At 48.3% G+C, this 20,630-nt stretch carries 22 protein-coding genes; 14 read left to right on the top strand and 8 right to left on the bottom strand.

The annotated features are described in order from the left end of the window. Window positions 1-8 precede the first annotated feature (8 nt). The 4 genes from ACES2G_RS16220 to ACES2G_RS16205 form a co-directional block, all read right to left on the bottom strand. Window positions 9-620: a hypothetical protein gene (locus ACES2G_RS16220; RefSeq protein ID WP_347359565.1), complete on the bottom strand. Its 612-nt coding sequence runs from the start codon at window positions 618-620 to the stop codon at window positions 9-11. 88 nt (window positions 621-708) lie between these two features. Then, window positions 709-1,077, bottom strand: coding sequence for an RHS repeat-associated core domain-containing protein (locus ACES2G_RS16215; RefSeq protein ID WP_374001912.1), 369 nt, complete (start codon window positions 1,075-1,077; stop codon window positions 709-711). Between the two features lie 94 nt (window positions 1,078-1,171). Then, on the bottom strand, window positions 1,172-2,770 hold the full coding sequence (locus tag ACES2G_RS16210; protein WP_374000761.1) for a methyl-accepting chemotaxis protein: 1,599 nt from the start codon (window positions 2,768-2,770) through the stop codon (window positions 1,172-1,174). A gap of 217 nt (window positions 2,771-2,987) precedes the next feature. Continuing rightward, window positions 2,988-3,944 carry an aldo/keto reductase family protein gene (locus ACES2G_RS16205; RefSeq protein WP_347358255.1) on the bottom strand — a complete coding sequence of 319 codons (957 nt, stop codon included), beginning with the start codon at window positions 3,942-3,944 and terminating at the stop codon, window positions 2,988-2,990. Window positions 3,945-4,210: 266 nt separating this feature from the next. Between ACES2G_RS16205 and ACES2G_RS16200 the strand changes: the two genes are divergently transcribed. Beyond that, window positions 4,211-5,248, top strand: a complete 1,038-nt coding sequence (locus tag ACES2G_RS16200; RefSeq protein WP_347358254.1) for a RelA/SpoT domain-containing protein — start codon at window positions 4,211-4,213, stop codon at window positions 5,246-5,248. A 37-nt stretch (window positions 5,249-5,285) separates the two neighbouring features. Here ACES2G_RS16200 and ACES2G_RS16195 read toward each other — a convergent pair whose 3' ends face one another. After that, a complete protein-coding gene (locus tag ACES2G_RS16195; RefSeq protein WP_347358253.1) occupies window positions 5,286-5,687 on the bottom strand; it encodes a hypothetical protein in 402 nt (133 codons plus the stop codon). Window positions 5,688-5,838: 151 nt separating this feature from the next. Here ACES2G_RS16195 and ung point away from each other — a divergent pair, with 151 nt between their 5' ends. From ung to ACES2G_RS16145, 10 genes are all read left to right on the top strand, one after another. Beyond that, complete coding sequence (gene ung, locus ACES2G_RS16190; protein ID WP_347358252.1) at window positions 5,839-6,537, top strand: uracil-DNA glycosylase; 699 nt, start codon at window positions 5,839-5,841, stop codon at window positions 6,535-6,537. A gap of 83 nt (window positions 6,538-6,620) precedes the next feature. Then, window positions 6,621-6,938, top strand: coding sequence for a hypothetical protein (locus tag ACES2G_RS16185; RefSeq protein WP_347358251.1), 318 nt, complete (start codon window positions 6,621-6,623; stop codon window positions 6,936-6,938). 40 nt (window positions 6,939-6,978) lie between these two features. Continuing rightward, the gene (locus ACES2G_RS16180) at window positions 6,979-7,395 is read left to right on the top strand and encodes a hypothetical protein (RefSeq protein WP_374000760.1); all 417 of its coding nucleotides are present in this window, start codon (window positions 6,979-6,981) and stop codon (window positions 7,393-7,395) included. Beyond that, window positions 7,395-8,447, top strand: a complete 1,053-nt coding sequence (locus tag ACES2G_RS16175; RefSeq protein ID WP_374000759.1) for a hypothetical protein — start codon at window positions 7,395-7,397, stop codon at window positions 8,445-8,447. Before ACES2G_RS16180 ends, ACES2G_RS16175 begins: the two co-directional genes overlap by 1 nt. Beyond that, window positions 8,440-9,615 carry a 3-phosphoshikimate 1-carboxyvinyltransferase gene (locus ACES2G_RS16170; RefSeq protein ID WP_374000757.1) on the top strand — a complete coding sequence of 392 codons (1,176 nt, stop codon included), beginning with the start codon at window positions 8,440-8,442 and terminating at the stop codon, window positions 9,613-9,615. Before ACES2G_RS16175 ends, ACES2G_RS16170 begins: the two co-directional genes overlap by 8 nt. Next, window positions 9,612-11,432 (top strand): shikimate kinase, encoded by a 1,821-nt coding sequence (locus ACES2G_RS16165; protein WP_374000755.1) that lies wholly within the window; start codon window positions 9,612-9,614, stop codon window positions 11,430-11,432. The genes ACES2G_RS16170 and ACES2G_RS16165 overlap by 4 nt, the downstream gene beginning before the upstream one ends. Further along, complete coding sequence (gene aroC / locus ACES2G_RS16160; RefSeq protein WP_347358246.1) at window positions 11,429-12,457, top strand: chorismate synthase; 1,029 nt, start codon at window positions 11,429-11,431, stop codon at window positions 12,455-12,457. Before ACES2G_RS16165 ends, aroC begins: the two co-directional genes overlap by 4 nt. Window positions 12,458-12,466: 9 nt before the next feature. Continuing rightward, complete coding sequence (locus ACES2G_RS16155; protein WP_347358245.1) at window positions 12,467-13,366, top strand: 1,4-dihydroxy-2-naphthoyl-CoA synthase; 900 nt, start codon at window positions 12,467-12,469, stop codon at window positions 13,364-13,366. 179 nt (window positions 13,367-13,545) lie between these two features. Further along, a complete protein-coding gene (locus ACES2G_RS16150) occupies window positions 13,546-14,451 on the top strand; it encodes a hypothetical protein (RefSeq protein WP_374000754.1) in 906 nt (301 codons plus the stop codon). Window positions 14,452-14,507: 56 nt separating this feature from the next. After that, the gene (locus ACES2G_RS16145) at window positions 14,508-14,699 is read left to right on the top strand and encodes a hypothetical protein (RefSeq protein ID WP_347358243.1); all 192 of its coding nucleotides are present in this window, start codon (window positions 14,508-14,510) and stop codon (window positions 14,697-14,699) included. A 51-nt stretch (window positions 14,700-14,750) separates the two neighbouring features. Here ACES2G_RS16145 and ubiE read toward each other — a convergent pair whose 3' ends face one another. Further along, window positions 14,751-15,461, bottom strand: a complete 711-nt coding sequence (gene ubiE / locus ACES2G_RS16140) for a bifunctional demethylmenaquinone methyltransferase/2-methoxy-6-polyprenyl-1,4-benzoquinol methylase UbiE (RefSeq protein WP_374000752.1) — start codon at window positions 15,459-15,461, stop codon at window positions 14,751-14,753. Next, window positions 15,451-16,284, bottom strand: a complete 834-nt coding sequence (gene aroF / locus ACES2G_RS16135; protein ID WP_347358241.1) for a 3-deoxy-7-phosphoheptulonate synthase — start codon at window positions 16,282-16,284, stop codon at window positions 15,451-15,453. The genes ubiE and aroF overlap by 11 nt, the downstream gene beginning before the upstream one ends. A gap of 347 nt (window positions 16,285-16,631) precedes the next feature. On the opposite strand from aroF, the gene ACES2G_RS16130 reads away from it, so the two are divergent. The 3 genes from ACES2G_RS16130 to ACES2G_RS16120 are packed head-to-tail and all read left to right on the top strand — an operon-like array spanning window position 16,632 to window position 19,773. Then, on the top strand, window positions 16,632-17,441 hold the full coding sequence (locus ACES2G_RS16130; RefSeq protein ID WP_347358240.1) for a chorismate-binding protein: 810 nt from the start codon (window positions 16,632-16,634) through the stop codon (window positions 17,439-17,441). Next, window positions 17,438-19,018 carry a 2-succinyl-5-enolpyruvyl-6-hydroxy-3-cyclohexene-1-carboxylic-acid synthase gene (menD, locus tag ACES2G_RS16125; RefSeq protein ID WP_347358239.1) on the top strand — a complete coding sequence of 527 codons (1,581 nt, stop codon included), beginning with the start codon at window positions 17,438-17,440 and terminating at the stop codon, window positions 19,016-19,018. The genes ACES2G_RS16130 and menD overlap by 4 nt, the downstream gene beginning before the upstream one ends. Next, window positions 19,006-19,773 (top strand): alpha/beta fold hydrolase, encoded by a 768-nt coding sequence (locus ACES2G_RS16120; RefSeq protein ID WP_374000751.1) that lies wholly within the window; start codon window positions 19,006-19,008, stop codon window positions 19,771-19,773. Before menD ends, ACES2G_RS16120 begins: the two co-directional genes overlap by 13 nt. Here ACES2G_RS16120 and ACES2G_RS16115 read toward each other — a convergent pair. Then, window positions 19,753-20,595: a serine protease gene (locus tag ACES2G_RS16115; RefSeq protein WP_347358237.1), complete on the bottom strand. Its 843-nt coding sequence runs from the start codon at window positions 20,593-20,595 to the stop codon at window positions 19,753-19,755. The genes ACES2G_RS16120 and ACES2G_RS16115 overlap by 21 nt on opposite strands. Window positions 20,596-20,630 lie beyond the last annotated feature (35 nt).

The following is a 20,630-nucleotide window of genomic DNA, read 5'->3' as shown; positions in this document are numbered from 1 at the left end:
TCGTTTTTTCAAGACGGCAATCGTCTTTGAATTAAAAAACTTTCTCCATCATATTGTCCACGGCTGATTACCGCCACAGTATTGGCTGCGGCTGCTTTAAGTTCCGACTTTGTCAACTTGTGCCCATCGGCATACTGTGGGCTTTCTTTTAAGAGGAATATTATTGCTGATATAGTAGCTGCACTTTCTTCGAGCGCAGTTACTATTTGTTGTGTATCCGAGCTCTCTAAAATATGCAGTATCTGATTCTGATATATTGCGATCTTGCTTTTTCGGTGCTCAAGCCACTGGTCTCCAGATCTGACCAGAGGATTGGTAAGAATGAGCCAGTGATCTCTCTTTTTATTTAACTGATGGAAGAGTTCTTTTTGTAAAGCGAGATCCGATAGTCCTTTCCACGGCAGGACTTCATTGTTTTTTGAGATGCAAAGTCCTCCTTTGTCGAATTCTACAAGCATACTGTCAGTGGCACTCTCGGGTGCATAAGTAAAAACTAATTTCTCAAATGAAGGCGTATGCTTATATACCTCGTGCGCCAGATCATCTCCAGAGAGTAGCTCGTCCAAAATCTTTTCGCTGCCGAAGGGTTCAGGTACTTGCTTCTTTTCTATGGTAATCATTTTGGTTCGATCCTTCCGTCGGGGAATATTCTAAAATCTCCTTCTGGTCCCCGGTAATCCCAATGAGGTCCAACTGGAGCTGGATGGTTTAAATCCGGATGTAAACTCTGGTTTGTCGCCTTATTGTACCAAGCTCTTTATTAGAGCCAACCGGTGCTTTTCCTCTCCATTCCCACCCCTTGCCAGGGCAGTTTTGGGGCTTGGCAGGAGGTTTTGGTAAGACAAGGGAGCCTCGGACGCCTCCTCCGCCACCAGCATCGGGAATTCTGTGGTTTCCGGGGCGATTTTTTGTTTCTCCACTAAAGTCTATCCAATTTACAGGATCGTGAGCTGAATATCCGTACAGGTTTGTATCGCCACCATTGAACCTTGTGGGATCTTTACTGGTCCATCTTCCTGTAGTTGGACCATAATCTCTGGCTCCAAATTTTAGCAGTCCGGTATTTGGGTCTCTAATTCCTCCCGCGAATCCAAAAGGTTGGAATCCTTGATTGGTGTCAATGATGACTTTGCCAAATCCAAAATCCCGACAGCGTTAGTGCGACGGCCTGTTAAAACCCAGAAACATTTCCGATTTTACGTTCTTTTGAATCCTCAAGAGGCAGGATATCTTCTGCTTCCTTCTTAGGATGCTTCGCCAGCGTTGGCTTGAAGGCCGCCTTGACCGGCGGCTTGGGCTTCTTTACTGGTCGGGAAGTCTCGCGAAGCTTGGTCGCGCCGACTCCGTTTACCAAGGATCTTAGATCTGTCACAAGATCCGCCAACAATACAGCTTGAGATGACATTTCTTCAGAGGAAGCTGCGACTTCTTCGGATGACGCCGCATTGCCTTGAGTCGCCTGGTCCAACTGATTCATCGCTTTGGAAATCTGCTCAAGTCCCGTGGATTGCTCTTGGCTGGCGACGGAAATCTCATTGTTCAGATCAGCCACCTTTTTAACAGACATTACGATGTCATGCAGAACTGTACCACTTTGACTTGCGACACGAGCCCCATTTTCACTTTTTGAAACGTTCTCTTTGATCAAAGAGTTGATGTCTTTGGCAGCAGCGGCACTTCGTTGCGCCAGGTTTCTGACGGCTTCAGCGACGACGGCAAAACCTTTGCCTTGCTCACCAGCGCGGGCAGCTTCGACCGCGGCATTCAGAGCCAGCAAGTTTGTTTGGAAGGCGATGTCGTCGATAACCGTGATAATTTCTTCGATCTTTTTAGAGCCGCTGGCAATGTCTTCCATTGCGCCAATAAGTTTGTTGATCTCGCGCTCGCCTTCTTCGGCGGAATCACGTGATTTTGCAGAAAGGGCATTGGCCTCTTTGGCGTGATCGGCATTGAGTTTCACCATACTGGAAAGCTCTTCTAAAGAGGCAACGGTTTCCTCAAGAGAAGCGGCAGCTTCCGAGGAACCAGACGACAATTGCTGACTGGCCGCGGATAGCTGTGTTCCGGCAGAAGAGGTCTGTTCCGCAGCGCCAGAAATGTCGCCACTGATGCGGCCCAAAGTCCCTGCCAAAGAATTGGCGAACAGGAAACCCAAGACCGAGGCAAAGATGAAACCAATGGAAATCGTCAAGATGACTAACATTTCTCCGCGGCTAGACGTGGCCTCAGCGCTTGCTTTGGCTTTGCGGACCTCTTCTTCGTGGAACTTCAGCAAAGTATCAAGGCTTCCCACGTGTGCGTTGCGAAGATCACGCACTTGCTCATCCAAAGCGTTTTGGGCTGCAGCATGTTGTTCGGTCTTTTCGGCGAGCTTTAACACATGTTCCCCAGCGGCAACGTAGCTCTTCCAAGCCTCTTCGACTTTGTTGAAAAGAGCTTCTTCGCCTGGAAGGAAAGGGGTTTCCAAATATTTCTGTGTGAAGTCGCTATAGATTTGTAAAGACTCTTTGAATTGCGCTACATATCTAGAGTATTCGTCAGGGGTCTTTGCCATCACCGCACGCAGCATGGTGCGATTCACCTCTTGAGCGCGATAACGGATGCGGCCCAGGGCCTGCACGTTTGGCAGATTTTGGGTTGTGATCACGTTATAGATAGAAACGACATTGCTATTGGACCACCAGCCGATTCCGCCGACAACCAGCAGTAACATCGAGATTCCAACAAACCCAGTTAACATCTTCGCTTTGAGACTCAGCTTTGCAAACATTCCGAAAACCCTCTAAGTGTATTTTTTCGCAGACGGCAGAATTCAACCAGCGGTGTATTTCTGCGGTAAACTTGGGGGTTTCTATCGGAGTGCTATGGGTTTTCTAAATAGGTGAATAATAATATTATTCAAATTTGCCGGCAAGCTAGGCTCAGCTTGCCGAGTATTTCATCGCATTCAATACATATGTATTATAGCATTTGTGTTAGATGCTTCATTAGTATGCAAAAATCTTTTTGATGTCTTTGTCGATCTCTGGAGTGATTTCAACTTTCAGTGCTCCCAGATTCTCTTGCAGTTGTTCGATACTGGTGGCGCCCAGAATCACGCTGCTGACGCCGTTTTGAGCGGCAGTCCAGGCTAGGGCCAGTTGTGTGCGGCTGCATTCCAGTTGGTCGGCAATTTTCTTTAGCTCCCATACACGTTGGCTGTTCTTTTCTGTGTAGAAAGTATCTTTCAGCCAGTCGATGCGGGACAGTCGACCTTCTGTGACGCCTTTGTCGTATTTCCCTGTCAGCATTCCAGATGCCAGCGGAGACCAGGTGACTAAACCCATTCCATGTTGCTGTGCTTTGGGTTGCACGTTGGTTTCAAACTTATCGCGCACCAAAAGATTGTATTGTGGTTGTTCAACTTGGGGCTTGTAGTATCCACCTTTGTCGCAAACATCCATGGCTTCTTGAATCTGTTCGGCGGTCCATTCGCTGGTGCCCCAGTACAGAATTTTACCGTGATGAATCAGGTCGTCCATGATGCGCACAGTTTCCTCGACAGGAGTTTCCGGGTCGTAGCGATGGCAGAAGTAGATGTCCAGATAATCGGTGCCGATGCGTTGTAAGGACTTATTCACAGATTCCAGAATGTGTTTGCGCGAAAGTCCTTTGTCGTTGATGTCTTCACTCATCGGCCAAAATACTTTGGATGAAATCACCAGTTCGTGGCGAGGGAAGTCCTTCAGGGCTCCGCCCATAATGCGTTCGGATTCGCCTTTGGCGTAAATGTCGGCAATGTCGAAGAAGTTGATTCCGGCTTCATAGGCAACGCGCAAGATGCTGCGGACGGAAGTGAAGTCTTTCACCGTGCCACCGAATGTGGTCCATCCACCTAAAGAGTAGGAACCGATTTTTAAACCGCAACGGCCAACGCTGCGGTAAGGCATATTTGGATTGAACATCAGGGCCTCCTTGCAGAAGCCCCATTATCTTAAGTGGAAAATGCCTGTTGCAAGGAATGAATGATTTTGGGCGCTTGGCACTGCCGACTGACGAGAAGTCCTGTATTTGGCAATCTCAAATTTCAAAGTTAAATAAAAACAAATACTTAGGAAGTTAAACTTGGAAAATTAACCAATTTATAGAGATACCACTAGAGTTTTGGCTAAAATTGAAATACAGTAAAATCAGTAGGTTACAGATTTAAACTCTTAAAAATTGGAATTTTGTGGGATCTGTTGAGCTTGAGTATAGCAAGACGAAGATTGATCGGGCGGGCGAACTCCTAAAGAGCAAATCTGGGTCGGAAGAAGAGATTGCAGGCGCTTTGGATGTGCTTTCAAGTTGGCGTGCCTACCATGCGATTCCATTGGATTCATTTGCGACGGTATTACGACAGCGAATTCAGAAAATCAGTGATCGGGCGATTGCTGCGCAACGATTAAAAAGAACGCCTTCGATTCTGCTTAAGCTTTCAAATCACAAAACAATGAGATTGTCTGCAATGCAGGATATTGGAGGCCTTAGGGCAATTTTGGATTCTACAGAAGAAGTGTATGAATTGCTACGTTTGTATAAGAGATCGAAGTCTAAGCACACGCTGTTTTCGCTTGATGATTATATTGAAAGCCCAAAGCCGGATGGCTACCGCAGTATTCACCTGGTGTACAAATTGTCTAAAACTCCAAGTCTTTTTTTGGAGCTGCAGTTCAGATCCCAGTTGCAGCATATTTGGGCTACGGGTGTTGAGGTGTTCGGAACTCTTCAGAACAGTTCGTTCAAGTCCGGTCAAGGCAATCGCAGATGGTTAGAATTCTTTGCGTTGTTGAGTTCAGTATTTGCGATTAAGGAAAACAAGCCGGTGTTAAAAGCACATAAAGAGATTTCAAAGGCTGAGCTGATTGAGAAGGTTCAAAAGGAGATCCGTGAATTGCATGTGATTGAAAACCTCAGTGTGTACACGGCCGCCTATAGAACGATTTCAAAGAGTTCCACGAAGGGTAGAAAAGGTCATTATAGTTTAATTTTGCTGAATTCCCGAGAAAATACAATTTCACTGGAAACTTATGGTGCAAGTCAGTTCGATGCTGCTGTTCAGGCGTATTTGGATCTGGAAAGAAAGTACTTTGAAGACACCCTGATTAATGTTGTCTTAGTAAATACGGGGGATTTGAAAAAACTTGAAATGAGTTATCCAAACTACTTCATGGACACAAAAACATTGGTGCAGAATCTTTCCCTTATCATGATGGGAAAGTTCTTCTGATGTGTTTGTGGGGCCTCCTTGCAGAAGCCCCATTATCTTAATGAAGAACTGGATGTTGCAAGTAATGATTGATTTCGATAATTCGGTCTTGTTGGCTGACGACAGAATCTTGAATCGCAATCAATTTTTGCATCAAGTTGTGCTTGGCCATAAGAATGGCTTCAAAGATGTCTTCGTGAACGCCCTCGGCTTCTGCCTTCGCACCGCTTTCGTTTAAAACGATCGCAATGCGGTACAGCTTTTTCAGTCCTTCCCGGGTGAACTCGCGACCTTCTGTTTCATACTGGATCGCAAGTTTTCTTGGGTCCCGGGCTACGACAGCGACCACTGTTTGTGGAGTTACAAAGTGCTCGAACTCCGCGATCTGCTGGTAGATAAAGGACTTAACCTCAGGATTTTGTTCAATAAGCTCAATGGTGGGGTTGAGAAGGGTCGTCATAGGCGGCCTCCTTTTCCTCGTAGTTATAGTGTAACAATGAGGTCGAATTTTGTCTGGTCAAGAAGGTTGGCATCTAAAAAATAATTTGAAATCGAATAGGTTTGCATTAGAATCCCGAACCTGGACCATAGGCTTGTGTCAGATTGAGATCATGGAAAATATTAAATCCGAAATAAAATTAGACTCATCTTGGAAGCAACATCTTCATGTTGAGTTTGAAACCGACCGCATGAAGAAGCTGAAAAGTTTTTTGGCTGCTGAATACAAGACAGGCAAGACGATTTATCCCCGTGGCGATGAATACTTTGCAGCGCTGAATCTGACGCCGTTTGATAAGGTCAGAGTTGTTATTGTGGGGCAGGATCCCTATCATGGTCCAGGACAGGCGCATGGATTGTGTTTCTCTGTCCGTGACGGCATTCGCTTTCCGCCATCGCTTCAGAATATCTACAAAGAGCTGCATGGGGACCTGGGGCTTCCAATTCCTAAAAGTGGCTCGTTGATCAAGTGGGCTGAACAAGGTGTTCTTCTGTTGAATGCAGTTCTGACTGTTGAAGATGGAAAGGCCGCTGCTCACCAGGGTAAAGGGTGGGAAGAGTTCACCGACAAGATCATCCACGTTTTGAATGAGGAAAAAGAAAATCTGGTGTTCATTCTTTGGGGTTCCTATGCCCAGAAGAAAGCGTCCTTCGTGGACCGTAAGAAACATCTGGTGTTGGAGGCTGTGCATCCGTCTCCACTGTCAGCGCATCGTGGGTTCTTTGGGACCAAGCCCTTCTCGAAAACCAATGCCTATCTGAAGTCCAAAGGCCTGGGTGAAATTGACTGGGACTTGACGGCTCCGTCTTAATTTAAAACAGTATAAAAGCTCTAGCTATGTGATTCGTGCCCGGCTAAGATTAAAGAAGAACTCTTAATCAGAAGGAGTGGATCATGAAGTGGCTTCTTGTGGTGGCAATGATTTCCCTGGGGTTGGTGGTCTCTCAAGCGCAAAGGTCTGAGGCTGGTCCGGCGATCCGAATTGTCGCCAGTGTGGAAACAGTCAAGGTTGCTGACGTGGTTAAAAAACTGCGCAGTGATAAGGATGGCGTCAAAGTGATGCTTAGCACGCATCAGGGTTCGTATTATCTTCCTAAAAGCAATCCGCACTATGCCGAGCTTCTGAAAAAGCTTGAGTCCAGTCTGAAAAGCCAGCGGGCCGTGGATGTCACTGCGGAGCAAGGTCAGCTCAATATTGTTGATGTAAAATAAGCCCGCGTTGTAAACTGGTCTTCATCTTAAGGAGACCAGTATGCGCAGTCTTGTTCTAGTTCTTGCACTTATCTCATTTTCTTCTCACACCTTTGCAACTTCTGCTGAAGAAGTGAAGCAGAAAACAGCGGAAGCCGCTTCTGCGGCGGCCGAATATTCCAAAGAACAAAAAGAAGAATTCCAGAAAGACATGGAAACCAAGCTAGGCTCCATGAAAAAAGAAATCGCTGAAATGAAAGCGGAAGCTTCCAAGAAAACCGGCGAAGCCAAAGCTGAAATGAACGATCAGATCAAGGCTCTTGAAAAGAAACAAGAAGAGATGAAAAAGGATCTGGCGAAAATGAAAAAGAGCTCTGGCAAGGCCTGGGGCGAGATGAAAGCGGGTATGAGCAAGGCGTGGGATGCGATTTCTGATTCTTACGGTAAAGCCAAAGCTCACCTGTCTGAAGAAAAATAATGAAAAAAAGTTCTTTGCTCTTTATCAAGGACCTGCCTCGTCTCTCGGATCTGGGAGACGAGTTGCTTCTGATTCACGATAATATTTTGCCGAAGAAGTCGGCGTCTTTCCGCAAATGGATGAAGCAGTTCTCCCTGCGCTATCCGGTTCAGGCGGGAGAGCCCCTGAAATCTGTGGATCAGTTCCCGAATCACATTTCCAAGATTGTGAGGTTATGCGAAGGGGCTTCGGCTCGCCGTTTGACTTTGGTGGTTGTGGGCGGCGGCAGCGTTGGGGATTTTGGTGGTTTTGTGGCCAGCATCCTCAAGCGTGGTGTGCGCTTGGTACACCTGCCAAGCACCTGGCTTTCTGCAATTGATTCTGCTCATGGTGGAAAGACAGCCCTGAATGTGGGATCTGCGAAAAATCAGATCGGAACATTCTATCCGGCAGAAAAGATTATTCTTTCCCGCACACTTTTGCTGTCGCAGCCCGAGGCGCGAGCTTTTGAGGGTTTCGGAGAGCTTTTGAAAATCGCATTGATTTCTGGTGGTGCTTTGTGGAAAGACCTTTCTCGGGAATATGAAGTGCATGCAGATACCTTGTGGAAGTATCTGGCGCGGTCTATTGATGCCAAATACAAAGAGGTGGCAAAAGATCCTGAAGAAAAATCAGGTCATCGTCATGTTCTGAATCTGGGGCACACGGTGGGGCATGTGCTGGAGTCTTCTTTTGAGCTTCCGCACGGTATTGCGATCAATTACGGGCTGGACTTTGCCTTGCGCTTTAGTCTGCATAAGAAAATCATTACACCCAAAGAATATGAAAAGCTGATGCTTTCGCCTGTGATGGGTTATCTGTTGTCGCCGATTCGTGATGAGCTATTACAAAGCAAGGAATCTGTTTTGAAGGAATTCCGCCGACAGCTTTTGAGCGATAAAAAGAAAACCGGTGCTTCGACCTTGCGTTTTGTATTTTTGAAGAAGCCGGGGCAATGTGTGATTCGCGAAGTTCCGGTGGATGAAATTCTGATGGAAATTGTTCGTCAAAAAGAAGATGAGTTGTATGACTGAGTATCGCTTTCGCGGAGAAATTCCGGGGTCCAAATCCATTTTCAACCGGGCTTTGATTGTAAAAAGCTATTTTCCGGTTTTGGACCTGCACGGTCATGCAGACTGCGACGATGTTCGCTTTATGCGTGAAGGTTTGAAGGATATCCGCGACCGCAGCCGCATTGATTGTGGTGAAGGTGGAACTACCTTCCGTTTTATGGCGCTAAGAGCCTCTCGCGTGCGTGGAATGCACACGCTAGAAGCGACAGCGCGTTTGTTGCAAAGGCCTCAGCAGGGGCTTTTTGATCTGCTGTCTCAGTTGGGTGTGCAAACGCAGGTCAAGGGTCGCGAACTTTTTATTGTCTCCGAAGGTTGGAAACGTCCACGCACTCCGATTAAGGTGAATACCTCTGAATCCAGTCAGTATGCTTCGGCCTTGATTCTGAATTCATGGCTTTTGGATTTTGATTTGGAATTTGAACTGGTTGGCGACAAGGTTTCCGAATCCTATTTCGAACTGACAGCGAAAATGCTCAAAGAGCTGGGCATGCGTTTTCAGGTGCAGGGGAATAAATATGTGATTCCGGCGGGCCAGCGAATCAGTAAGCTTGAATACCGTGTTGAATCGGATCTGAGTTCGGCTTTTACCGTGGCAGCAGCGGGTGCTTTGAGCGGCGGGGCCTGTTTAGAGAATTTCCCGCAAAAAAGTTCTCAGCCAGATTTCGTATTTTTGGAGATCTTCAAGCGCATGAATATTGCGTGGGAATTCAAAGAGCAAAATCTTTGTGTTCATCCTTCCACCACTTTGCGCGCTACGGATTGTGACTTATTTCAGTCGCCAGACTTATTCCCCGTTCTGGCGGTGCTGTGCAGTTGGGCCCAGGGTGAATCCAAGCTGTACAATGCGCCTCATTTGGCGGCGAAAGAATCCAATCGCATTGCGAAAGTGGCGGATCTTCTGGAAAAGCTCGGGGTGTCCCATGAGGTTTTGCCAGACGGCATGATCATTCGCGGGAACCCTCAGCAGCCTTTGAAGAAGGGCGTCGTCTTTAATCCGGATCAGGATCATCGTATGGTGATGGCGGCCACTTTAGTGAAGTTAAAAGGCCACGACGTCACGATTGAGCATCCCGAGGCCATCAATAAAAGTTTCCCCGAGTTCTGGGGCATGATAGGAATCAAACCATGATTACTGTCGTTGTGGGCCATCGCGGAACGGGAAAAACCGAGCTGATGAAGCGAATGCAAAATTATTTGCGTGATGTTTCTGTCGAATTCGTTGATCTGGATGAATTGATCGAAGAAAAGATCGGTAAGACCATCCCGGAACTTTTCATGGAGCACGGGGAGACCTATTTCCGTGAATTGGAACGTCAGTTGTTTTTAGAAACCCTGCAAAAGCCGCACAAGGAAATGTACTTGGTTCTGGGGGCGGGTTTTGATCTGAGTGTGATTCCCGAGGCAGTGCGTGTCTTGTGGGTGCGCCGTCAGACCGATCTGGATGGACGTATTTTCCTGAATCGTCCGCGCTTAAATCCAGAAATGTCACCGTTGGAAGAATTCCAAAAAAGAGCAGCGGTGCGGGATGAAAATTATCGCGCGCATGCTGATGAAGTGTATTTAATGCCAGAGGGTCTTTTTGAGAATCGCCATCATGCGATGGCAGTTGAAAAAGCTCTTCTGACTCATGATTTGCAGAATATTTCCGGCAGCCTGACTTTGACTTCGGAAATCTTTAAATCTGAAAAGCGCTGGGACCTTTTTAAGACCCGCTTTGCTAAAAAAGGCGTGGCTCTTTTTGAGCTGCGTGATGATCTTCTTAGCTTCGAGCAGATTCAAAAAGTTCTGACAGAGATGCCGTCTGAAAAATTCATCTATTCATTCCGCGTGGCTCGGGAAAATCTTCCGGCAGATCAAGCCTTGTTGGAGCTTTTAAGGAAAGTATCCTGGGTGGACTGGGCGATCGAATTGGGAAGCCCTGAAGTTTTGCTGTCCGTAGTTCCGGGCACAAAGGTCATTCTGTCATTGCATGAAGAAAAGTTGAAAGATCTATGGCAGGTCTTTGCCAATCAGGTGGCCCATTTGAAATATGCGCCACTGGTGGAAAGCTTTGGGGATCTTTTGGTGGGTCATCAGTGGCAGGCGCAAGACGAAGCTCGGCGCAGCTATCTGCCTCGTTCCCGCACGGGGCGATGGGAGTGGTATCGTCGTCTGCAAAAAGGCAAGCAGTTGCTGAATTTCTGGCGTGAGGGTGACGGAACCTCGGGGGACCAGCCTTCTTTGTGGGCCTGGATGATGACTCCGGACAAGCCGCGCTCTTTTGCCGCGGTTTTGGGTGACCCTGTTGTGCACAGTTATACTCCGATGGAGCATTCTGATTTCTTCCATAAAATGAATTTGCCTGTTTTTGCCGTGGCGATTGCGCGGGATGAATGGGACAAGGCGTTTCCGATATTGCAGACCTTGGGTCTTTCTTATGCGGCGGTCACTTCCCCGCATAAAGAGAACGCGGCGAAAAGCTGTCAGCACGAAACTTTGTCTGCTGTGAACACACTGTACTTTGATAAAAAGACGAAGCGCTGGTTTGGCACCTCGACAGACGATCAGGGCTTTATGGAGCTGATCGAAGGGGTCGGCATGATTGCGCCGTTGCAGAAAGAAATTTTTGTCTGGGGCGGTGGCGGAGTGCTGGAGATGATTGAAAAAGCGCTGCCTCATGCGACGCAGTTTTCGTCACGCAGCGGGAAGCCGAGAGAGGGTTCCGAAGTCTCCGAAGATTTACAGCCCAAGATTGTGATTTGGGCGGCCCCCAGATCTGAGGAAACCATGCTGCCTCCAGCGGGCTGGAGTCCGGCGATGGTGTTTGATTTAAATTATAAAGAAGATTCAATGGGGCGTGAGTACGCTCAGCGCTGTGGCGCAAACTATCAATCTGGTTTGGTAATGTTCACAGCGCAAGCTCAAGGGCAAAGAGCATTTTGGCGAAAGCTTGAGGAAAATTCATGAGTGCAAGTCAGTTCGGTTCACGCTTTGCAATTACAACATTTGGTGAAAGTCATGGAACGGCACTGGGCGTGGTGATTGATGGTTGTCCCGCCGGGGTTCTGTTCGATGAGGCTTTATTGCGCAAAGAATTGGAGCGTCGTCGTCCGGGTCATCATGGTTCCGGTCAGATCGTGTCGGGCCGCCAAGAAGGCGATCAGGCCGAGGTTTTGAGTGGTGTCTTTGAAGGTAAAACTTTGGGAACGCCGATGGCGATCATTGTGCGTAATCAAGATGCAAGATCTCAGGATTACAGTGCTATCAAGGTGTCTGCACGTGCGGGTCATGCCGATGATATGTGGAAGAATAAGTTTGGTCATAGTGATCATCGGGGGGGTGGCCGTTCTTCAGGGCGTGAGACCGTGTCCCGCGTGATGGCAGGTTCTGTGGCGCAGATGATGATGAAACATGTCAGCGCGCCGACCAAAGTCATTGGCTACGCATCGCAGATCGGTCCGATCATCCTAACAGCCGAAGAGCGTGCGCAGGTTCAGAATAAGGATATTGATTCTTTCCAGGCGCGTTTTCCTTCTGCGCGCGATGCCGAGGTGGGCGAGCTTTTGAAGAAAGCCCAAGACAACGGTGAAAGTCATGGCGGTGTTGCCGAGATTCTGATTCAGAATCCTCCCGCTTACTTGGGTCAGCCTGTATTCCATAAGCTAAAATCTGATCTAGCGATGGCTTTTTTGAGTGTCGGCGCGACCAATGGTTTTGAGTTGGGCCTGGGATTTGAAGCCTCTGACGTCAAGGGCACCGAGTTCCATCAAAATAGCGCAGGATCGCAATATGGTGGCATCCGTGGGGGCATTTCCACCGGAGAAAGTATCCTATTAAGAGTGTCCTTTAAGCCGACCAGCTCCATCTTGGATGTGGCTAAGAAGGGCCGTCATGATCCATGCATTGTGACTCGCGCGATTCCGGTTTTGGAAGCGATGACATGGCTGGTGTTGGCAGATCACTATTTGTGGTCTAAAACAGACAGAATATAAGAGGTAATTATGGTTTCAGATATTTTCAATCCCGAATGGTGGACAGAAGTTCCTGGTTTTGACTTTAAAGATATCACTTATCACCGCGCTAAAGACCAGGGGACTGTGCGTATCGCTTTCAATCGTCCTGAAGTCCGTAATGCCTTCCGCCCACAAACCGTGGACGAGCTTTACACGGCGTTAGAGCATGCACGTATCACCGCAGACGTGGGTGTGGTGTTGATCACGGGCAACGGTCCATCTCCGAAAGATGGTGGTTGGGCGTTCTGTTCCGGTGGCGATCAGCGCATTCGTGGTAAAGACGGTTACAAATACGAAGAAAAAGAAGCGCAAGGCAAAATGGATCTGGCTCGTCTGGGGCGTTTGCACATTCTGGAAGTTCAACGTCTGATTCGCTTTATGCCTAAAGTAGTTGTGGCTGTGGTTCCGGGCTGGGCTGTGGGTGGTGGTCATTCCTTGCACGTGGTATGTGATATGACGATTGCCAGCCAGGAACATGCGATCTTCAAACAGACCGATCCTGACGTGGCCAGCTTCGACAGTGGTTATGGTTCCGCTTATCTGGCTCGCATGGTGGGCCAAAAGCGTGCGCGTGAAATCTTCTTCCTGGGTCGCAACTATACAGCTCAAGAAGCTTTTGATATGGGCATGGTGAATGCCGTGGTTCCACACAAGGATCTTGAAAAAGTCGCATTGGAATGGGCCTATGAAATGAACTCCAAAAGTCCAACTGCGATGCGCATGCTGAAGTATGGTTTCAACATGATCGATGACGGTCTGGTCGGCCAGCAACTTTTCGCTGGTGAAGCGACTCGCCTGGCTTACGGGACGGAAGAAGCTGTCGAGGGTCGTAACTCCTTCGTGGAAAAACGCCCGAAAGATTTCACCAAGTTCCCTTGGCACTACTAAGAGGGATTTGAAAAAATGAGTTTGTAAGGGAGGATGAAAATCCTCCCTTTTTTATTTCAAGATCTTGATCCAGAGGTGTTGTAAGGAACTGGTCCTTATTTGAGGATTTCTTGAGTTTAGGAACCCAAATAATTATTGTAAACTTTTGTTTGTAAACAATAAGGCAAGGAGCCACATAAATGAAATCTACATGGACGAAGATTCTATTCTCAGCATTGGTACTGACACTCGCAGCATGCTCCGGCGGTGGCGGCGGCGGCGGCGGTGGTAGTGTAAGTGGCGACGTTGCTAGCCCCAATCCAACAATTGCAAATCCTCCAACCAAGGCCAGTGGCTCGGTTACAGATTTAGGTTCCATTCTCGGAACTGCTGACGAAGCTGCGACACAAACTGCTGTGCAGACGATGGTGAATGATTTTCAGCTGCCACGTGTAAGCGTGGGCTCCAGCAATATATTGAAGAATTTTTCTAACATGAGAGCGGGCGATAGCTGCGTGACTGCTAACAGAGAGGCTTGGAATGAGGATTTGGACAAGGATCATTTCTTAGATGACGCTTCTTTGAAGGCCACCAACTGTGTGCAAGTGAAAGGTGGCGGTGGTAGTGCTCTATTTAATGCGACTCTTCAGGCAAAGGACAGCAATACCGACAGCTTCTGGGCTAATGCGAGTATCGCCTTCTCCGGCAATGTGACCTATAAGAATGAAAACGAGCAAGTCAACGGACAAGACTACTATTCCTTTAAGTCAACTTTGGATATGTCTAAGGGAGCTTTGTCCATTTACTCCAAAGAGGGTGGATACGATAAGGTGATGGAAGTTCCTCCTTCGTATTCTGCATCCTGGTTGACATTCACGGCGACAGAGCTGGGAGCTGTTTCTTTGTCTGGATATATGCAGGAATATGCTGAAGGCAAGGGCTTGGTGACGTTGCAGGTGGTAGGTACAGGAGGACAAATTGACGATGTGTCTGAATGTATTGAGAACCTGAATGTTGTCGTGAAGGATGGAAATGGCACAGTAGTGGCAACTGTGATTAAGAACTTGTGCCTTAATACATCACCGGTCAAAGCTGGTCTTAAGTAACATCCAGTGTTTGAAAACATCTGCCTCTGTTGCTCTCTCGGAGAGACAATGGAGGCATGAAACTCGTACTCTTCTTCGTATTGCTGGCGGTTCTGGGCTTGGCATTCTGGGGATGCCCGACGAAGAAGTATATTCCTGATCCAACGCCTCCACAGCCGCAAGTTATGCGTTATGATGAGGTGTTAAGACAAAATGGTCAGGCGCCTCATGCGGGGCCAAGACTGGATCAGCGTCGAATGCTGGCATAAAAAAAGACTCCTTGCGGAGTCTTTTTTATTTTTAAAATGTCATGATCTGAATTACTTCACAGTGCCTTTGTAGATATAGGCGATTCCGCCTGTCAAAGAGATGTATTCCATCTCAGAGTAAGCGCCACTTTCTTTCATCAGATCCAGGAAGCCTTCTTTGCATGGGAAAGCGGCAGAGGACTTTTGCAGGTATTCATAAGCTTCTTTTTGACCCGTAACCAAACCGCCAATTTTTGGCAGGATGTTCTGGGAATAGAAGTTATAAAGCGCGCCGAAAACAGGAATGCTGACCTGGCCGAATTCCAAAACCATAACCTTGCCACCCGGGCGAGTCACGCGCGCCATTTCTTTCAGCGCTTTCACCGGATCGCCGACGTTGCGGATACCGAAAGAGATGCTGCAAACATCGAAGCTGTTGTCAGCATATTGAAGCTGAGTCACATCGGCTTGTTCAAACTTGATATCCAAGCCACGCTCTTGTGCTTTACCCGGAGCTGGGATCATCATCTCTGCACAGAAATCCGTACCGATCACAGAACCCGCGCCCACAGTTTTTTTGAACTCAATAGCCAAGTCGCCAGTGCCAGTTGCGCAGTCCAAAACCTGATGGCCAGCCTGAGCGCCGCTGTATTTAACTAGCTTCTTTCTCCACAAGTGGTGAATCCCCATGGAAAGGACATTATTGCCCTTGTCATAGTTGGCAGCCACTTTTGAAAACATGGAACGGATGATTTCCGGATTTGGAGAGTGCTTAGTGTGCATGAGCGGTCACCTTGTGAAGAGGGCGGTCAATCGCAGTCAGGATCTTATCCAGTTTGCGCATCATCATCTGGAAGTCATTCAAAGTCAGTGCCTGCATACCGTCGGAAAGAGCTTCCTCGGGACGCGGGTGAACTTCCACGATGATACCGTCAGCACCCACAGCTGCTGCTGCGTAAGCCAGATCCGGAACCAAAGCGCGGATACCCACGGCATGGGATGGATCAACGATCACTGGAAGGTTGGTGTTTCTTTTCGCAAATGCCACGGCATTCAAATCCAAAGTGTTGCGAGTGGAAGTTTCAAAAGTACGGATACCACGCTCACACAGAATCACGTTCGGGTTGCCACCGTTGGTGACGTATTCAGCCGCTTTGATCCATTCTTCAATGTAAGCAGCCAGACCGCGTTTCAAAAGAACCGGCTTTTTTTGACGGCCCAGTTCTTTCAGAAGTTCATAGTTCTGCATGCTGCGGGAACCAACCTGGAAGCACTCGACAAGATCATAGATCTCTTCGATCTGTCTGACGTCAGTGACTTCAGACACTAGGCTCATGTTCAATTCTTTGCAAACGGATTTCACGATGTCGAAAGATCCGGAACCCAAACCTTGGAAGGCTTTGGAAGAGGTGCGCATTTTCCAGATACCACCGCGAAGCAAGTGTGCGCCTGCTGCTTTAACTCCGGAAGCAGTTTCCAGGAATTGAGCGTGGCTTTCGATCGAGCAAGGGCCAGCGATCACAGTGAATTGAGGACCCCCGATAGAAAAACCGCCGACATTGACGATTTGGGTTGAGGGACTTGTTTGCATAGTTAGCGTTTCCATAATACGAACTTCTTCTCACCCTGGTTCACATTTTAACAACTTCAAAGTCGTAAAAAGAGGGTCCTTTTGTGGAACGGCAGAATAGCATAACGCTCGAAGGCATTACAAACTTTTTGGAGGCAGGGGCCCTCTTGCGACATGGAAACCAATGGATTCTCATTGAGGGCCCATTTCGAGCGGCCGAGAGCCCAAATAGTGTCGAAATTTCAGTGTTTTGCCCGGATTTCTACGATTTGACCAAGCCCGCACTGTGGCATGGAAAGGCCGTCCACAGGCTGTCTTCAGAGAGTCTGCGCCATATTTGTGAGGCCTACTTGTCTCAGGTGACGCCTATTGCGGAGCCCTTAGTGAAAGCGTTATGGGCGGAGCCACGCAAAGAGGATTTCGCAGAAGCTTTGCAAGTGATTCAAGGACGCATTCAGAAAAATGAAATTCAGAAGGCTGTTCCTGCGGTGTTTGCGCGTGCGGCGCAGTCTGTGTCTGCCCGTGATCGAGCTGAGATGATTTTGCAACTGTTGCAGGCGCCATCGACTCTGTACGTCTACGGATTCTGGCAAGAGGGCGAAGGGCTGCTGGGAGCAACTCCGGAAGTTCTTTTCGACTATTCGCAGGGAACTTTGAAAACGATGGCCTTGGCGGGGACCTGCCCGAAAAGTGAAAGCACGGAGCGAGAATCTTTGCTGAAGGACGCCAAAGAGATGCTGGAGCATCGTCTGGTGACAGAGGATATTTCCAAACTTCTGGGACAGTGGGGCAAAGTGGAGGCTCACGGGCCTTACATTCTGGAACTTCCGATTCTTTACCACTTAAAAACCGATCTTCAGGTTCATTGTCATGAGCGTCCGGATTTTGTGGCTTTGGCGAAAAGTCTGCATCCGACTCCGGCGCTCGGGGTGGCACCGCGTTCACAAGGTTATCTGTGGATGCAAAGTCTGCCGGGGCAGGAAGGGCGACGTCATTTCGGAGGGCCTTTTGCATTTATGAATGCTGAGGAGGCTCTGTGTCTTGTTGCGATTCGCAATTTGCAGTGGAGCAAAGACTCTGCGATGATTGGTTCCGGCTGCGGCGTTGTGGCAGCCAGTGAATTGGAACGAGAGTGGCGGGAGCTTTATCAAAAGCGCCTGTCCGTGAAAAAAGTATTGGGGCTTGAAGTATGACAAACATGGAACTAGCAGCAAAAGTCATTCAGGAACTGGTTCACACCGGAGTGAGAGAATTCATTCTGTGTGCCGGAGCCCGTAACAGCCCGATGGTTCATATTCTGGATGAATGCAAAAACCTGAAAGTGTATTCCTTCTTTGAAGAGCGCGCAGCGGGCTTCTTTGCATTGGGGCGCATCGCCAGCACTCGTCGTCCGGTGGCGGTGATCACAACTTCTGGAACTGCAGTGGCGGAACTATTGCCTGCGGCGGTGGAAGGAACTTATTCATCCCTGCCGTTGATTATGGTGACGGCGGATCGTCCGAAGCATTATCGTGGTTCGGGTGCTCCGCAGACAATTGAACAAGTCGGTATTTTTTCTTACTACAACGAAGTGGCTTTGGATCTGGACAGTGAGAACTCTCACTTGTCATTCAAGTCCCTGTCCTGGAAAAAGCCCATTCATGTGAATGTCAGCTTTGAAGAGCCTTTGATCGACGGACCGGTGCCGGCCATTCATATTCCGAGCGTTTCTGAAAGAACCAAACTGCCTGCGCAGATTCCTCTGGGAACTTTGAAAGAAATGGAAGAGTTTATCAATTCTCACAAGCCGTTGGTGATCGTGGGAATTCTGCCGGAAAAAGCGTATGGCACTGTGCTGGAATTCCTGAAGCAGTACAAGGCACCAGTGTATTGTGAAGGTATTTCCAGTTTGCGTGGTCATCCGGATATCAAGGATATTGAAATCCGTTCTGGTGAAAAGATGATCCATCGTATTCTGGAAATGGAAGTCTGCGATTCCATTCTGCGCATCGGGGGAGTTCCGACCGCGCGTGTATGGCGTGATCTGGAATCCAAATACAAGAACCTTCCGGTCTTCTCGGTCAGCTTCAATCACTTTACGGGTTTAAGCCGTCCGGTACAGCACTGCAATTCTTTGGATCTGCTCAGTCAGGTGGAGTTCAGCTATCCTCATCACGAGAATGTGAAGATCAGCATCGAGGACTCCGCCCGTGCTCTGCAAATTCGTCAGTTGTTGGAAAAATATCCTGATTCTGAGCAAGGGCAGATTTATGCACTTTCAAAACGCATGAAAGGTGCATCGGTTTATCTGGGAAATTCGCTGCCTATTCGCGAATGGGACTCCAGCTCTTCTCATGATTTCCCACCAGCCCGTGTGGCGGCCAATCGTGGTGCCAATGGCATTGATGGGCAGATCTCCACGTTCCTGGGTTGGGCGCATCCTGAGCTGGAAAACTGGTGTCTTGTTGGAGATTTAACTGCGCTGTATGATTTATCGTCACTTTGGGCAACTTCCCAGATGGATGCGAAAAAACTCCGCATTGTTGTGATCAACAACGGTGGGGGGCAAATATTCCACCGTATGTTTAAGAAAGAGATTTTCATAAACAAACACCAGATTTCGTTCGATTCATGGGCAAAGATGTGGAACTGGTCCTATCAAAAGTGGCATACTATTCCAGACGAGGCTGTGACGTTGGACTTTGCAGATCACCAGATCATTGAGCTCTGTCCGAACTGGGATCACACCCAAGAATTCTGGAAGGAGTACGACTCGTTGTGGAAAGAGTGAATCTCTTTTTCCTTCATGGCTTCTTAGGAAGACCGACGGATTGGGCGCAGGTAAAAGCGCACCTTCCGCAAACTGAAGGATTACGAATTTATACGCCTGATTATTTTAAAGATCTTTCTTTAGGTCCCAGCAACTCGTTTGAAAGCTGGGCCGAGAACTTCATCAAGTGGGTTGAGACTCACGGCTCTGCCGCAGATCGCAACATCCTGGTGGGGTATTCATTGGGGGGCCGGCTGGCCCTGCACGCGTTGGAAAAGAAACCAGCGCTCTTCTATAAGGTGATACTGATTTCCACCAATCCCGGCTTTAATGACGTGCATGAGACGTTTGATCCGATTTCGGAAGAACGTCGTCAGCGCTGGATGAATGATTCCTATTGGGCGGAAGAATTCTTGAAAGCTCCATGGGATATGGTGTTGCGCAATTGGAATGCCCAGCCCGTGTTTGGTGGTGGCGAGGCCGAGCCTCTGCGTGCTGAGAGAGAGTATTCCCGCGAAACCTTAAGTCTGGCACTGACCCAGTGGTCCCTGGCACAGCAGAAGAACATGCGTGGGCTGATCGGCAAACAGATTCAGAAACTGATCTGGCTGGTGGGCGAGCGGGATGAGAAGTTTGTAGAGATGTCCAAGCGTATTGAGGATGAAGTGAATGGCTTCCAGTTTGAAGTGGTTCCGTCTTCATCCCATCGAGTTTTGTTCGACAGTCCCAAGGATCTGGGCGAACGTATTCGTCAGTTAGTTCAAAAGCTTCTTTGATTCCGTATCGATCCAGGTGCGGAAGTTTTTCACATTCATGTAGATGGACTTTTCTTTACAGACATCCTTGTTTTGGATGTACTGATTGCGTTCGTCAGCTTTGACTTCGTCAGGCACGGTCCAAGAGACTGCAGAAGCCACGCCCACGACATAGTCTTTGCCTTGGTATCTCATCAGGGCCGGACCGCCGGAATCTCCGCTGCAGATGCCTTTGCCGTTTCTTTGATCGATATAGAATTGAGTTTCATCCTGGCTGAGTTGACTGATCGTCAGGTCCACGTTGCGAAGCTGGCCAGAACCCTGAGTGTCAGTCGGGGTGCTGCGTTTGCCAGAGATACGTCCGTACCCCGCTGCGGTAAAGACATGACCTTTCTTCAGCGGGAAAGTGCTGTCGGGAAGCTCGACCGGACGGTAATTCGACGGCAGGGATTCTTTCAACGAGATTAAGCCCAGGTCGTTACGGTCTTTAGAGTTTTGCTTTTTGTATTTATCGTGCGTGGCGGTCTTGTAGGCCTGGCGCAGGACATAGTTGCCACTCAAGGGATTGATTCCGAACGCCAAAGAAAGATCAGAAGCTTTCGCCCCCACACAGTGGGCAGCTGTCAGGATCAGATTTTTTTTGATCAAGGTGCCAGTGCAATAAGTTTTTGTTGGGTTGTCGTAGATCAACACCACATAGTTGGAGATTGTATCGTTCTTGCTGGTGTTAGCACCACCGACGATAGCATTTTCTTCAGGTGCAGGTGAAAAACTGTCCTGGGGTTCTGCGCAGGCAGACAATGTTAAAACGATCAAAGAGCCAACGTACAACTTCGCTTTCATAGTCCCTCGGTCAAATAGGCTCATGAAATAACAAA

It is taken from the genome of Bdellovibrio bacteriovorus (assembly GCF_041888015.1).
In the GTDB taxonomy this organism is placed as follows: Bacteria; Bdellovibrionota; Bdellovibrionia; order Bdellovibrionales; family Bdellovibrionaceae; genus Bdellovibrio.
Note: the sequence above shows the minus strand (reverse complement) of the source record. Positions and strands in the feature narration are given on the sequence as shown.

Coding starts and splice junctions, on each gene's coding strand:
- ACES2G_RS16220 (WP_347359565.1), bottom strand. CDS start 620: ATGATTACCATAGAAAAGAAGCAAGTACCTGAACCCTTCGGCAGCGAA.
- ACES2G_RS16210 (WP_374000761.1), bottom strand. CDS start 2,770: ATGTTTGCAAAGCTGAGTCTCAAAGCGAAGATGTTAACTGGGTTTGTT.
- ACES2G_RS16205 (WP_347358255.1), bottom strand. CDS start 3,944: ATGTTCAATCCAAATATGCCTTACCGCAGCGTTGGCCGTTGCGGTTTA.
- ACES2G_RS16195 (WP_347358253.1), bottom strand. CDS start 5,687: ATGACGACCCTTCTCAACCCCACCATTGAGCTTATTGAACAAAATCCT.
- ung (WP_347358252.1), top strand. CDS start 5,839: ATGGAAAATATTAAATCCGAAATAAAATTAGACTCATCTTGGAAGCAA.
- ACES2G_RS16185 (WP_347358251.1), top strand. CDS start 6,621: ATGAAGTGGCTTCTTGTGGTGGCAATGATTTCCCTGGGGTTGGTGGTC.
- ACES2G_RS16180 (WP_374000760.1), top strand. CDS start 6,979: ATGCGCAGTCTTGTTCTAGTTCTTGCACTTATCTCATTTTCTTCTCAC.
- ACES2G_RS16175 (WP_374000759.1), top strand. CDS start 7,395: ATGAAAAAAAGTTCTTTGCTCTTTATCAAGGACCTGCCTCGTCTCTCG.
- ACES2G_RS16170 (WP_374000757.1), top strand. CDS start 8,440: ATGACTGAGTATCGCTTTCGCGGAGAAATTCCGGGGTCCAAATCCATT.
- ACES2G_RS16165 (WP_374000755.1), top strand. CDS start 9,612: ATGATTACTGTCGTTGTGGGCCATCGCGGAACGGGAAAAACCGAGCTG.
- aroC (WP_347358246.1), top strand. CDS start 11,429: ATGAGTGCAAGTCAGTTCGGTTCACGCTTTGCAATTACAACATTTGGT.
- ACES2G_RS16155 (WP_347358245.1), top strand. CDS start 12,467: ATGGTTTCAGATATTTTCAATCCCGAATGGTGGACAGAAGTTCCTGGT.
- ACES2G_RS16150 (WP_374000754.1), top strand. CDS start 13,546: ATGAAATCTACATGGACGAAGATTCTATTCTCAGCATTGGTACTGACA.
- ACES2G_RS16145 (WP_347358243.1), top strand. CDS start 14,508: ATGAAACTCGTACTCTTCTTCGTATTGCTGGCGGTTCTGGGCTTGGCA.
- ubiE (WP_374000752.1), bottom strand. CDS start 15,461: ATGCACACTAAGCACTCTCCAAATCCGGAAATCATCCGTTCCATGTTT.
- aroF (WP_347358241.1), bottom strand. CDS start 16,284: ATGGAAACGCTAACTATGCAAACAAGTCCCTCAACCCAAATCGTCAAT.
- menD (WP_347358239.1), top strand. CDS start 17,438: ATGACAAACATGGAACTAGCAGCAAAAGTCATTCAGGAACTGGTTCAC.
- ACES2G_RS16115 (WP_347358237.1), bottom strand. CDS start 20,595: ATGAAAGCGAAGTTGTACGTTGGCTCTTTGATCGTTTTAACATTGTCT.